Origin of the sequence: Amycolatopsis sp. 505, from assembly GCF_031625235.1 — a bacterium.
Lineage (GTDB): Bacteria > Actinomycetota > Actinomycetes > Mycobacteriales > Pseudonocardiaceae > Amycolatopsis.
Map to the genome: position 1 here is coordinate 503,994 of NZ_JACKQP010000008.1, position 12,792 is coordinate 516,785.

General features: G+C 69.5%; 9 protein-coding genes and 1 pseudogene. 4 read left to right on the forward strand and 6 right to left on the reverse strand.

What is annotated here, in order from left to right; translation table 11 throughout:
* Positions 1-11: 11 nt before the first annotated feature.
* The 6 genes from H5965_RS30270 to H5965_RS30295 all read right to left on the reverse strand — a co-directional run bounded on the left by H5965_RS30270 (position 12) and on the right by H5965_RS30295 (position 5,047).
* Positions 12-1,250, reverse strand: coding sequence for an acyl-CoA dehydrogenase family protein (locus H5965_RS30270; RefSeq protein WP_310973975.1), 1,239 nt, complete (start codon positions 1,248-1,250; stop codon positions 12-14).
* Between the two features lie 34 nt (positions 1,251-1,284).
* Positions 1,285-2,829, reverse strand: coding sequence for a 4-hydroxyphenylacetate 3-hydroxylase N-terminal domain-containing protein (locus tag H5965_RS30275; protein ID WP_310973977.1), 1,545 nt, complete (start codon positions 2,827-2,829; stop codon positions 1,285-1,287).
* 17 nt (positions 2,830-2,846) lie between these two features.
* Positions 2,847-2,969 carry a hypothetical protein gene (locus tag H5965_RS30280; RefSeq protein WP_310973979.1) on the reverse strand — a complete coding sequence of 41 codons (123 nt, stop codon included), beginning with the start codon at positions 2,967-2,969 and terminating at the stop codon, positions 2,847-2,849.
* A gap of 182 nt (positions 2,970-3,151) precedes the next feature.
* Complete coding sequence (locus H5965_RS30285; RefSeq protein ID WP_310973981.1) at positions 3,152-3,607, reverse strand: SgcJ/EcaC family oxidoreductase; 456 nt, start codon at positions 3,605-3,607, stop codon at positions 3,152-3,154.
* A gap of 50 nt (positions 3,608-3,657) precedes the next feature.
* Positions 3,658-4,131, reverse strand: a complete 474-nt coding sequence (locus H5965_RS30290; protein ID WP_191307076.1) for an SgcJ/EcaC family oxidoreductase — start codon at positions 4,129-4,131, stop codon at positions 3,658-3,660.
* On the reverse strand, positions 4,115-5,047 hold the full coding sequence (locus tag H5965_RS30295; RefSeq protein ID WP_310973984.1) for a thiamine pyrophosphate-binding protein: 933 nt from the start codon (positions 5,045-5,047) through the stop codon (positions 4,115-4,117). Before H5965_RS30295 ends, H5965_RS30290 begins: the two co-directional genes overlap by 17 nt.
* A 307-nt stretch (positions 5,048-5,354) precedes the next feature.
* On the opposite strand from H5965_RS30295, the gene H5965_RS30300 reads away from it, so the two are divergent.
* The 4 genes and pseudogenes from H5965_RS30300 (at position 5,355) to H5965_RS30315 (ending at position 12,471) form a co-directional block, all read left to right on the forward strand.
* On the forward strand, positions 5,355-5,681 hold the full coding sequence (locus H5965_RS30300) for a 4-hydroxyphenylacetate 3-hydroxylase C-terminal domain-containing protein (protein ID WP_310973986.1): 327 nt from the start codon (positions 5,355-5,357) through the stop codon (positions 5,679-5,681).
* A gap of 141 nt (positions 5,682-5,822) precedes the next feature.
* Positions 5,823-11,648: an SDR family NAD(P)-dependent oxidoreductase gene (locus H5965_RS30305; protein WP_310973988.1), complete on the forward strand. Its 5,826-nt coding sequence runs from the start codon at positions 5,823-5,825 to the stop codon at positions 11,646-11,648.
* A gap of 2 nt (positions 11,649-11,650) precedes the next feature.
* A pseudogene (locus H5965_RS30310) lies at positions 11,651-11,885 on the forward strand (hypothetical protein).
* Positions 11,886-11,985: 100 nt separating this feature from the next.
* Positions 11,986-12,471 carry a flavin reductase family protein gene (locus H5965_RS30315; RefSeq protein WP_310973990.1) on the forward strand — a complete coding sequence of 162 codons (486 nt, stop codon included), beginning with the start codon at positions 11,986-11,988 and terminating at the stop codon, positions 12,469-12,471.
* The last annotated feature ends 321 nt before the right edge of the window (positions 12,472-12,792 follow it).

Below are 12,792 nucleotides of genomic sequence, written 5' to 3' on the forward strand. Positions count from 1 at the left end.
GTGTTGCGAGTTCAGCTCGCGATGCCCAGTTCCAATTGAGCGAGTTCACGGGGGGCGATGGTGGCCAGATAGATGTGCACTCCGGCATGCGTATGCAGAGTCGACATATCCCGCCAGATCCGCTCGAGCCGTTCGCCCGCACGTACGGCGCTGGTCCCGGCGGTGGGATACAGGATGTCGGACACCGTGTTCCACGTCATCCGTACGACCTCGCGGCTGATGATCGACATCCGGAGCTCCACCTCACGGGTGACATTCCCCTGCTCGGCTGTCTCATGCCATTGCCTCAGCACGTCCGTCATCGCCGCCCGTGCCGCCGCGATGCGTCCAGCCGCTTCGCCGTAACGGAGCTGAAAATCCGGGTCCTCGGAACGCGGTCCGAACGGCGGATACGTGACCGGACGTTCCCGCGTCAGCTCGGCGTAGACATCCAGCGCCGCGGTGGCCATGCCCACGGACAGCGCGCCGAGCTGGAAGGTGAACGGGGCCACCACGCTGCCGCCGTACAAGGTGTTGCGATGCAGCCGAAGCCCCGGCGTTCCCCCGACGACGGAGATCATTCCCATATGCGTACCAGGCAGCGCGTAGTGCGCCGGGATATGCGCCTTCTCGACTTTGACGCTGTGCGAGCCACTGCCTTTCAGGCCAAGCTGGGAACCCCAGTCGTCCAGCCGCCGCCACTGGTCCCTCGGCACGATGAACATCAACTGCTCGGGCGGTTCTCCTTCCGCTCCCGCGACGAAGGTCTGGCCGACGAAATGAGTGGCGTAGGGCGAGCCGGAGGCATAGCGGAACACGCCGTCCACGATCCAGCCGCCGTCTTCGGCGGGCTCGGCGAACCCGGCCGGCGCGATGACTCCCGGGCAGATGAAGTCACCGCCCGCGAATAGCTCATCCTGCGCTTGTTCGCCATAAACAGCAGCAATCAGATGGGCGTGGGACGCCCCAAAGGTGTACATCCACGCCGTCGACGCGCACCCCCGCGCGAGCCTTTCAACCACCTGCATGTGAGTGTCGATACCGAATTCGTAACCGCCGTATCGCCGTGGCACCATCAGCCGGTAGAAGCCGGATTTGAGCAGCAGTTCATGCGTGTCGAGCGCATAGAATCCGCGGGCCTCCGTCTCCTGCTGTCGGTCGACGAGGGTCTTGGCGATCCGTTCGGCGCGGGCCAAGACTTCGTGCTCGGTCAGGCCCGGCTCCGGTGGAAGCGGATAGTCCTTCGCCGAGGTATCCATGGCGGCAGTCATGTGCTGACGCTCCTTTCATCGAAACACGATCACGTCAGCCAAGGAGGGCGCGGCCTGCCGCGCCGACGTCGGGGAACGAGGCAAGGTCCGGGACCTGCCAGCCGTTCAGGTCATATTCGGCAAGACAGCGGTCGACGAACGCACGATAGCCGTCGAGTTTGCCGTCGCCGAGTTGCCCGCGAAGTAGTTCGGTCCTGGTGTTTTCGTGGTTACCGGTATAGTTGCGTTCGTAGAGTTCGTGCCTGCCGCCGAATTCGGTGCCGACCGCGTCCCAGAGCAGTTTCATCACCTTTACCCGCTCCACGGCGTCGACCCCGTTCGATCCGCGCAGGTACTTGTCAAGGTACGGCCGGATGTCATCGTTGTGGAAGTCCTGCGCGCTGGAGTTGAGGTAGATCAGTCCGCTCGCGACATCTTGCAACACGATCTCCCTGATCCTCGCGTAGCCGATCTGGGAGAACCAGCGGTAAGCCATGGCGTAGTCCGGGTTGGGCAGGACAGCACCACCCCGCCACGGCACCGGGTTCCGCGCTGCGGCGTCGGACAGCCCCCAGAACAGATTGCGCCAAGCGAGCACTTCCCCCAGTCGCGTCTGGACCCCGCGGAACTCGGAGACCCCGGTGATGTCCAGCGCCTTGGCCAGCAGACCGGCGATGAACTCCAGTTTCACCGCGAGCCGCGTGCAACCGTGAAACATGGCGCGCTCGTTGAACCCGGAAAACCCGGTGAACATGCCGACCTTGGCAGTATCCCCGTAGATGAACACGTTTTCCCACGGGATCAGCACCTTGTCCAGCACCAGCACGCTGTCGTTCTCGTCCAGCCGCGAGGACAGCGGGTAGTCGAACGGGCTGCCGGTCAGCGCGGCCGAGGCGGCGTACGACTGGCGGCAGATCAGTTTTTGGCCGGGGGCGTTCATCGGCACGGTGGCGACGATGGCGAACTTGCGGTCTTTGATGGGCAACCCGGTGTGGGCGATGAAGTTGTAATGCGTGAGCGCGGAGTTCGTCGCGACGACCTTCGCTCCGCTCACCACCAGACCGCTGTCGGTCTCCCGCTCGACGTGCACGAACACATCGGCGACCTCGTCCGGCGGCCGGTGCCGGTCCACCGGCGGGTGTACGAAGGCGTGGTTCCAATACAGGACCTTCTCCTGTGACTCCCGGTACCAGCGCTTCGCATTGTCGGCGAACGGGTTGTAGAACTCGGCGTTCGCTCCGAGCGTGCCGAGGAACGACGCCTTGTAGTCCGGGCCACGGCCCATCCAGCCGTAGCTCAGCCGGGACCACGCGGCGATAGCCTGTTGGTCAGCGATCAGATCGGCCGCGCTGTGCGGCGTGGTGAAAAACCGGTGCGTGTAGCCGCCGGGGCCGCCGGCGTCGGTCTCGGTGGTCAGCACGTCCCGATGCTCCGGGTCGTGCAGTGCGTCGTAGAGCCGGGCCGTCATGCGCGCCGGGTTGCGGAACGCGGGGTGTTCGGTGACGTCCTTGACTCGGTCGCCATAGAGGTAGATCTCGCGGCCGTCGCGGAGACTTTCAAGATATTCGGCGCCGGTCAGCGGCCGGGTCTGTTCGGTCATCGCGTTCTCTTTGTCTCTCAGGCCGCGGTGCTCTGCGTGGCGTCGACAAGTGCCGCGGGACCGGCCATCCGCTCGTCCGACCCGGCGCACGTCCGCTCGACCTGAGCGGAGAACAAGTCCCGAATGGAATCGGCTGACATCGCATCTCCTGTGCCTGATTGGTTCTGACGTGCGGCCTCGGTTCCGGCCGGACATGGCGGCGCGGTCCTAGCCGACACCATGCCTGGGCCGCTTTGCTCGCGGTGACGCCACGTGACGCCACCGACCGCCACTTTCGTGGAGATGTCTCCTCAATCTCGATCGAGGTCGAGGAGACACCTTCCTAGCTGTTGACAGGGCTCGTCTGCCTCGACACGACCCGCCAGTCGCCGTCCTTCTTGACGAGCACCCACAGCGAGCGGGCCAGCTCTTCCGGTTCGATGTCGTCTTGGTCCTTCTTGACGACACCTCCCTCGGTGACCGCGATCGCTACCGAGTCGGTCAGCAGGCGGACCTCCTTCGGCTCGTCGGTCAGCCGGGTTCCCTGGAAACCACCGGCGAAGGCGTCGGCCAGGTACGCGCGGATCTCCTCACGGCTGCTCAGCTGGGCATCGCCCACGAGCATGCTGCCGTTGTCGACGAACAGGTCGGCGATGGCGTCGGCGTCGTTCGCGTCCCACCCCGCCCGTACGCGCAGCTGCGCGGTCACCACGGCACCCTCGACCCCATTGGGGTAGGGGCCGTAGTGCGAGGCCCACTTCTTCGCACCCTCCACGAGGGCTTCGGCGTTGCTGCTCATTGGATCGTCCTCCAAGCGAGTCTGGTCAGGTGTTTGCTGATCGCGGCGGATTACCAGCGCAGGGTCGCGCCGCCCCCACGCGGGCTGTTCTGGTAGGCGGCGAGCTGCCACTGGCCGTCCCGCTTCACGACGACCCAGCTCGACAGCACCGCCAGTTCCGGCGCGATCTCGGTCTCCCCGGGCGCGAGAATCCCGCCGTGCGTCCGGAACACGGCGACGTCGTCGGTGACGAACCGAAAATCGACCGGTCGTCCCGTCACGCCCGTTCCCTTGAACGGACCGGAGTAAGCGGCCGCCATGAAAGCCTGGATCTCTTCGCGGCCGCGCTTGTAGACGTCGCCGGGAAGCAGCATCACACCCTCTTCGGTGAACACCTTCGCGACGTCGGTCGCGTCGTTGCGCGACCACGCCTCGACCAGCCGCAGCGGCACGCCAAGGGCTTCCTTCTGCTTCTCGCCGGTGAACTCGCCGTAGTAGGCGTCCAGGGCGTCGCTGGTCGCCTCGGCCTCATGAATCGCGGTCATTGAACGTCCTCTCGACATCAGGACAGGCACTTCCAGTAATGGCCTGTCGATTATGGTTGCCGGTCACGGGCCCGGCCGTCTCCTCGCTTGCCGATCCGGTCCGCCCGCAGCTCCGACGGTGCGTACCGTGGCGACCTGGGGCCGGGTATCGGCCCCGGCGCCGCCGTAACGGTGCACCTCGAATAGGTAGGCGGCATCGTCGTAGAGGACGGCAAGGACCGAACGACGGGATCGGATCAGTGTCTCCAGGGCCGGGAAGCCCCATCAACGCGCCGCCGTCGCGGCCTCCGCCGAGCGCGACCGTCCGTTCCGCGGGAGGGATTCCAGCGAGCTCCAAGCTCAGCGTGCGCGGGTCGATCCGTTCAGTCGTGCTCACGTCCGTGTACGGCTCCTGTGCCCACCCCACTCCGGCCGGCATCGGCTCCGCCACGTCGCGCCAGTCGGTGCGCACCAGTTCGGCCGCGTCGATGGCGTCGAGCGACGCACCGAAGGCCAGCACCAGCGGCCTGCGCGCCGTGACGAGCCGGTGCAGGACGGCGTCCACTTCCGCCGGCTGGCACGCGGGCCGGCGGACCGGCTCGCCTGCTGTCACGCGGACCGCGCGGGCACCGATCGCGTCGGCGAATCCCGCCGTGTTCATGTCGAAAGGGCGTGGGCCGCCGGTCGGCGCGTCGCCGCAGATGACGATCACGGAGCTGCGATGTTTCACCGCCTCGCTCAACGCCGTGGCGGTGTTGGAAAGACCGGCTTTATGCACGGTGGCGCAGACCGCGGTCTCGCCGGTGGCCCGGTAGCAGGCGTCGGCCATCGCCATCGCCCCGCCTTCGTGCCGGGCGGCCACGTGGTCGACGCCGAACGCCTGCCGTACGCCGCCACGGGCCCGCTCCCTCACCAGAACGGACACCAGGTCTGTCATGCCCCGCGTCCCATCGTCGATGAGTGGCCTAGGTGGCACCACGTTCGCAGCACCCACGGAACCGGTGCATCTCCCTGGCTGCTTTCCGGCAGGGCGATCGGCACGAGAAGCGCACGGTCGGAGACGCCCTGGTGAGAACCGTGCTATGACGCTTGACCACATGAATGGGCCACTGACCGGCGACGAGTACGGCCCGGCGCGAGTGTTCGTCCACGTGGACAAGGAACCGACGCGGGGCTGGTGGTGAGCGGCGCCGAGGTGGTCGCGACCGGCTCGGCGCTGACCCACTACAACTTCATCGCCCACTATGGACCGACACCATCCTGGTGCCGGACAAGCCTGGCGAAGGGCGCTGGATATCACCGGTGTCAGCGACTTCCGTGGGGTGCAGGTACGGCTCGGTGAGGTCCTGGCGTGGCGCAAACTGCTCCAGGGCCTTTCCGATTCCGCCGCGCGTACCCCGGTGCCGTGGGTCGACGGCGCGGAGGACTTCGCCAACTACTGTACGGCCGCCTCTTCTCGATTGCTGCCCGCGACAACAGCGATTCTCGCACGATTCCCGCGCGCCACGGCCGGGGCACTATCAGAGAAGACGTTTCTTACGGTTACTGGGCATGCTGTCAACAGCGAGTGATCACAAAGCGTCGCGCTCGAGGTTTCAGCTGCCACGAATCGTGCGTCGCCGACAGGCCGTGCGTTTCGAACGATGTGGAAGGCAGTCCATGAGCAGCTTTGACGTTTCGCGCATTCTTGCGGCGGGAATGTGGTGGTCCTGATGGGTGTCGAGCGGGTCGCGATCGTCGGTGTCGGTCTGTGCTACCCGGACGCCGATTCGCCAGGTGAGCTGTGGGAGAACGTGCTGGCGGGGCGCCGGGCTTTCCGGCGGTTGCCGGACGAACGGATGAACAGCCAGGACTACTGGTCACCCGATCCCGAAGCCCCGGACCGGTTCTACTCGCAGCAGGCGGCCGTGCTGCGCGACTTCGAGTTCGACCGGGTGCGGTACAAGGTCGCGGGGAGCACGTACCGCTCCACCGACCTGACCCACTGGCTGGCGCTCGAGGTGGCGTCGAGGGCGCTGGCCGACGCCGGGCTGCCCGGCGGCGAAGGACTGCCGAGGGAGTCGACCGGTGTCGTGCTGGGCAACAGCCTCACCGGCGAGTTCTCCAGGGCCAACCTCATGCGGCTGCGCTGGCCCTACGTCCGGCGGACCGTGGCCGCCGAGCTGGTCGAGAAGGGCTGGGGTGAGGACGAGACGGCGACGTTCCTCGGCAAGCTGGAGCAGCGGTACAAGGCGCCGTTCCCCGGGATCGACGAGGACACGCTCGCCGGTGGGCTCGCCAACACGATCGCGGGCCGGATCTGCAACCACTTCGACTTCAAGGGCGGCGGGTTCACCGTCGACGGCGCGTGCTCGTCGTCGCTGCTGTCCGTCGCGACGGCGGCGAACGCGCTGGCCGACGGTGAGCTGGACGTGGCGCTCGCCGGTGGCGTCGACCTTTCGATCGACCCGTTCGAGGTGATCGGCTTCGCCAAGACCGGCGCGCTGGCCACCGGCGAGATGAAGGTCTACGACCGGGGCTCGAACGGCTTCTGGCCTGGCGAGGGTTCCGGGATCCTGGTGCTGATGCGGGAGAGCGACGCGCTCGCCAGGGGCGCGCGGATCTACGCCTCGATCACCGGCTGGGGAATCTCCTCGGACGGCAAGGGCGGCATCACCCGGCCGGAGGTCGGCGGCCACCGGCTCGCGCTGGCGCGGGCCTACGGCCGCGCGGGCTACGGCGTGGAAACGGTGTCCTATTTCGAGGGGCACGGCACCGGGACCGCGGTCGGCGACGCCACCGAGATCGAGGCGCTCTCGTCGGCCCGCCGGGACGCGGACGCGAGCGCCGAACCGGCCGCGCTCAGCACCATCAAGGGAAACTTCGGGCACACCAAGGCAGCGGCGGGGGTCGCCGGGTTGATCAAGGCGGCCCTCGCCGTCTACCACCAGGTGATCCCACCGGCCACCGGCCACGTCGACCCGCACCCGCAGCTGCTGGCGGAGTCGGCGGCGATGTACGTGCCGCACGAGGCGGGGCTGTGGCCCGCCGAGCGGCCGGTCCGGGCCGGGGTCTCCGCGATGGGCTTCGGCGGGATCAACTCGCACATCGCCGTCGAGCAGGCCCCCGGCGTGCCGCGGCGCGTGGAACTGGACGACACCACGAGGAACCTGGTCACCGGAAGGCAGGACGCGGAGCTGCTCCTGCTCGACGCGGGCGACCTCGCCGAGCTGCGCGAGCGGATCGAAAAGGTGGCGGGGTTCGTCGGCAAGCTGGCGATGGCCGAGCTGACCGACCTGGCCGGGGCGCTGGCGGGCACGCTGACCGGCGGGGCCGCGCGGGCCGCGGTCGTGGCGAGCACGCCGGACGAGGCCGAGCGCAAGCTGACCCGCTTGCTCAGCACGCTCGAAGGAGGGGCGACCAGTGTGTTCGCCGCCGGTGAGGGCGTCTTCGCCGCAACCAGGACGAGTGCCCCGCGCATCGCGTACCTGTTCCCCGGGCAGGGCTCTGGCCGGGGTGCCGCCGGCGCGCTGCGGCGCCGGTTCGTCTCGGCCGACGACATCTTCCGGATCGCGAACCTGCCCGAGGGCGGCGACCAGGTGGCGACCGAGGTGGCCCAGCCCCGCATCGTCACCGGCTCGCTCGCGGCGTTGCGGGTGCTCGGCGAGCTCGGTATCGAGGCGGCCATCGCGGCCGGGCACAGCCTCGGCGAGCTGAGTGCGCTGCACTGGGGCGGGGCGATGGACGAGGCGCAGGTGCTCCGGCTCGCCGCGATCCGCGGCAAGGTGATGGCCGGCGCCGGCCACGGCGACGGGGCGATGGCCGGGCTGGCCACCGACCCGAACGGCGTGGAGCATTTCGCCGACGGCGAAGACGTGGTGATCGCCGGGTACAACGCGCCGAGGCAGACCGTGATCTCCGGCCCCGCCGAGGCGGTGGAAAGGGTGTGCGCGAAGGCGCGGGCCGCCGGCGTGACCGCGACGAGGATCAACGTCTCGCACGCGTTCCACTCGCCCGCCGTCGAACCGGCCGCCGAGGCGCTGACCGAGCATCTGGCCGGGTTCGGGTTCGACCGGCTCAGCGGGGCGGTGGTGTCCACCGTGACCGGTGAGGTCCTGCACGGCGCCGAGGACCTCGGCGAGCTGCTGCGCGACCAGGTCGTGCTGCCGGTGCGGTTCCGCGAGGCCGCGGCGAAGGCGGCCGAGGGCTGCGACCTCGTGCTCGAGGTCGGTCCTGGCCGGGTACTCGCCGGGCTGCTCGAGTCGATCGCGCCGGGCACCCCGGTGCTGTCGGTGGACACCGACAGCGGCTCGTTGTCGTCGTTGCTTTCCGTCGCGGGCGCGGCGTTCAGCCTCGGCGCGCCCGTGCGGACCGAGGCCCTGTTCGAGGGCAGGGTTGTGCGGCCGATTTCGCTCGAAGGCGATATGACCTTCCTGGCCAGCCCATGTGAGTCGGCTCCGGCGATCGACGCCGAGCTGGTGTCCGCCGAACCCGCCGAGCGGCCGAGGCAGGCAGCGGCCGAACCGGCCGGTGGCGGCGGCAGCACGCTGGATCTGCTGCGCAAGCTGGCCGCGGAGCGCGTCGAGCTGCCGCTGGAGACCGTCACCGCGGACAGCCACCCGCTGGACGACCTGCACCTGAGTTCCATCACGGTCGGCCAGCTGGTCAACGAGGTGACCAGGGCGCTCGGCCGCCCGCCGCTGGAAGGCATGCCCAACTTCGCCACCGCGTGCCTCGGTGAGCTGGCCGAGATGATCGACGAGCTGGCCGAGACCGAGCAGGCCAAGGACGAGACGTCCGGGGCCGGCGAGGTGCCGGGCGTCGAGCCGTGGGTGCGCTCGTTCGCCGTGGACTACGTCGAGCGGCCGCGCCCGGGCGCCGATCTCGGCCCGGCGGGGGGCGCGACGCACGAGTGGACCGTGTTCGCCCCGGACGGCCACCCGCTGGCCGAACCGCTGCGAGCCGCGCTGGCCGGGGCGGGGGTCGGCGACGGCGTGCTGCTGTGCCTGCCCGCCGACTGCGGTGCCGGCCACCTCGGCTTGTTCCTCGACGCGGGCAGGGCGGCGCTGGCCGCACCGACCGGTACCCGGTTCGTCGTGGTGCAGCGCGGGCTCGGGGCCGCCGGGCTGGCCAGGACGCTGCGGCTGGAGGACCCTTCGACGCGAACCACGATCGTTGACCTCGACGACATCGTGCCCTCGGGCGACGCGCTCGCCGACGCGGTGTCCACCGTGGTCGCCGAGGTGGCGGCCACGACGGACTTCGCCGAGGTGCGGTACACCGCCGACGGCAGGCGGACCGTGCCGATGCTGGAGGCGAGGCAGGCGAGGGCGGTCGAACCCGGCACGTCGCCGCTCGGCGAGGGCGACGTACTGCTGGTCACCGGAGGCGGCAAGGGCATCACGGCCGAGTGCGCGCTGGCGATCGCGAAGGATTCGGGCGCGAAACTGGCCCTGCTCGGCAGGGCCGACCCGGCCGAGGACACCGAGCTGGCGGCCAACCTGTCCAGATTGGACGCGGCGGGTGTGCGGTACCGCTACGTGCGGGCCGACGTGACGTCGGCCGGGCAGGTGGGCGAGGCGGTCGAGCAGGTGCAGGCCAGCCTCGGCCAGGTCACCGCGGTGCTGCACGGGGCGGGGCGGAACGAACCCGCGGCCGTGTTCTCCCTTACCGAGCAGGGATTCCGTTCGACGGTGGCGCCCAAGGTGGACGGCCTGAAAGCGGTGCTGTCCGCTGTGGACGCCGACCGGATCAAGCTGCTGGTGACCTTCGGCAGCATCATCGGCAGGGCGGGCCTGCGCGGAGAGGCGCACTACGCCACCGCCAACGACTGGATGTCCGAGCTGACCTTGCGGTTCGGCCAGGAACACCCAGGGGCCCGGGTGCTGGCGATGGAGTGGTCGGTGTGGTCCGGCGCCGGGATGGGCGAGAAGCTGGGCGTGGTCGAGGCGTTGCAGCGCGACGGCATCACCCCGATCTCCACCGAGAAGGGCATCGACGTGCTGCGCCAGGTGCTCGCCGACCCAGGGGCGCCGCCGGTGCTCGTCGTCGGTGGCCGCACGGGCGGGCTGGCCACGCTGCCCATCGAGCGGCCCGAGCTGCCGCTGACCAGGTTCGTGGACCGGGCCGTCGTGCACTACCCCGGGATCGAGCTGATCACCGAGGCCGACCTCGCCGACGGCAGCGATCCCTATCTCGGCGACCATCTGCTCGACGGCGACCTGCTCTTCCCCGCGGTGCTGGGCATGGAGGCGATGACCCAGGTGGCCGCGGCGGTGAGCGGGCGGACGGGCTCGCCGCGGCTGGACGGCGTCGAGTTCCTCCGGCCGATCGTGGTGCCCCGCACGGGCTCGACCACGATCAGGGTGGCCGCACTGGTCCGCGACCAGGACACGGTCGACGTCGTGATCCGCAGCGGGGAGACCGGGTTCGGCGCGGACCACTTCCGGGCCAGGCTGCGGTACTCCGGCCCCGAGCCGGAACGGGGCGAGGTCACCGGGGCGCACGAGCTGCCGGCGGTTCCGGTGGACCCGGTGACCGAGCTCTACGGCAGCGTGCTGTTCCAGGGCAAGCGGTTCCAGCGGCTGCTGGCCTACCGCAGGGCGAGCGCGCGGCAGGCGGTGGCCGAGATCTCCACCAGGTCCGAGGCCGCGTGGTTCGCGCCGTTCCTTCCGCAGGAACGGATCCTGGCCGACCCGGGTACGCGGGACGCGATGATGCACGCGATCCAGTGCTGCGTCCCGGACGCGACGCTGCTGCCGCAGGGCATCGAGCGGCTGTACCTCGCCGACCGCGAGCGGCAGCAGGCCCTGGAGTACGTGGTGCTGGACGCGGTGGAGCGTTCGCAGGACGGCGACACCTACGTCTACGACCTCGACGTGCGGGCCCAGGACGGCGAGCTGGTGGAGCGCTGGGAGGGGCTGACCCTGCGGGCGGTCCGCAAGCGGGACGGCGCCGGACCGTGGGTTCCGGCCGTGCTCGGATCCTCTGTGGAGCGTGCGCTGGAGCGGGTGCTCGGTGGCCACCGGGCGGTGGTGGTCGAGCCCGACCCCGCCGACGGCGACGTCGGCACGACCGCGCAGCGCAGGGCACAGACCGAACTGGCCGCGAGCAGGGCGGCGGGCAGGCTGGTGCGGCTGCGCTACCGCCCGGACGGCAAGCCGGAGGCGGACGGGTTCGAGGTCTCGGCCTCGCACACCGCGGGCCTGACGTTCGTGGTGGCCGGTTCCGGCAAGCTCACCTGCGATGCCGAGGCCGCCACCGAGCGCGGCGAACAGGACTGGGCCGGCCTGCTCGGCGCCGAGCTGCTCGCGGTGAGCGACCTGCTCGCCGCCGAGTCGGGCGAGCCGGCGACGGTGTCGCGCACGAGGGTGTGGACCGCGCTGGAGTGCGTCCGCAAGACCGGTGAGCTGACCCAGTCGCTGGCCGTGCACCGGGTGCACCAGGACGGCTGGGCCGTGCTGTCCGCCGGCGGGGCGAAGATCGCGACCTGGGCGACGACGGTGCACGACCGGCCCGCCCCGGTGGTGTTCGCGGTACTCGCGGGAGAGGAAGCCTGAGCATGACGGACTACCACGAGCTCCGGCACACCGTCGGGTTCGAGGAGACCAACCTGGTCGGCAACGAAGGTCGAGTGTGAGTTCTTCGCCGAGATCCTGGTCGCCCGCGGCAGGCAGCGGATCGCGTGCATGCGCGGCCCGAACACGAACACCATCCCGGCCAGGGTTCCCGAGCAGCTGCGTGCCGCGCTCGCTCCGTACTCGGCGAACACGGCCATGCTGACCGCGGGAGGATGACTTGGCCGACAACGGTTCCGCGGGTGGCCATCGGCCGATAGCCAGGTTGCCGCGCCGGCCAAAGCAACGGTTGTCGAGGCAGGCATCGCAGCGCGAGGTGATGGCGCAGTTCGCCACCGGGGTCACCGTGCTCACCGCGGGCGGCCGGGACGGCCACGGGATGACGGCGAACGCGTTCACGTCGGTGTCGCTGGAGCCGCCGCTCGTGCTGTGCTGCGTGGCCAAGGCGGCGCGGATGCACGAGGTGATCACGTCCGCGCGGTCGTTCGCGGTTTCCGTGCTCGCCGGGGACCAGCAGGAGGTGGCGCGGCACTTCGCCGACTCGCGGCGGCCGCGCGGCCGGGCCCAGTTCGACGCCATCGAGTGGGTGCGCGGCCCGCGTACCGGTACCCCGCTGGTCGCCGGTGCCCTTGCCTGGCTGGAATGCGAGCTGGTCAAGGTGTACGACGGGGGCGACCACTCGATCTTCGTCGGCGAGGTGCTCGAAGCCACTCGCGGCGTGGGTGATTCGGCGCTGCTCTTTCACGGCAGCCGGTTCGGGCACACCAGCACCGGGCCGGCCCACGGCAAAAAGGCCATCTCGTGACTACCGACCAGGCCGCGGTGCCCGTCCCGATCGAGCCGAGAACCCCCGAACCGGATTGCCGGCTCGGCCGGGGCATCGAGTTCCGACCCGGCCGAGCGAAATTCGGCATACCACTTCCATTCTATCGACAATCCAGCGACACACCATGTTGGGCGCGTATATTCCGATCGGCGGAACCGGTAAACCGATAATGCCGAAGGTGGGGGCGTTTGTCTTGACACGGAAACCTTTGGGACAGTTGGCCAATTTTTCGCTGTTGCCGGCGGACGACAACGACCTGATTGCAGAATCGAACGATACGGCCACGGAATTCGCCGATTC

What these genes read in the sequence shown, in the direction of transcription:
- H5965_RS30315 (WP_310973990.1), top strand. Translation starts at nt 11,986, where the DNA reads ATGGCGCAGTTCGCCACCGGGGTCACCGTGCTCACCGCGGGCGGCCGG.
- H5965_RS30280 (WP_310973979.1), bottom strand. Translation starts at nt 2,969, where the DNA reads ATGTCAGCCGATTCCATTCGGGACTTGTTCTCCGCTCAGGTCGAGCGG.
- H5965_RS30305 (WP_310973988.1), top strand. Translation starts at nt 5,823, where the DNA reads ATGGGTGTCGAGCGGGTCGCGATCGTCGGTGTCGGTCTGTGCTACCCG.
- H5965_RS30295 (WP_310973984.1), bottom strand. Translation starts at nt 5,047, where the DNA reads ATGACAGACCTGGTGTCCGTTCTGGTGAGGGAGCGGGCCCGTGGCGGC.
- H5965_RS30275 (WP_310973977.1), bottom strand. Translation starts at nt 2,829, where the DNA reads ATGACCGAACAGACCCGGCCGCTGACCGGCGCCGAATATCTTGAAAGT.
- H5965_RS30285 (WP_310973981.1), bottom strand. Translation starts at nt 3,607, where the DNA reads ATGAGCAGCAACGCCGAAGCCCTCGTGGAGGGTGCGAAGAAGTGGGCC.
- H5965_RS30270 (WP_310973975.1), bottom strand. Translation starts at nt 1,250, where the DNA reads ATGACTGCCGCCATGGATACCTCGGCGAAGGACTATCCGCTTCCACCG.
- H5965_RS30300 (WP_310973986.1), top strand. Translation starts at nt 5,355, where the DNA reads ATGGACCGACACCATCCTGGTGCCGGACAAGCCTGGCGAAGGGCGCTG.
- H5965_RS30290 (WP_191307076.1), bottom strand. Translation starts at nt 4,131, where the DNA reads ATGACCGCGATTCATGAGGCCGAGGCGACCAGCGACGCCCTGGACGCC.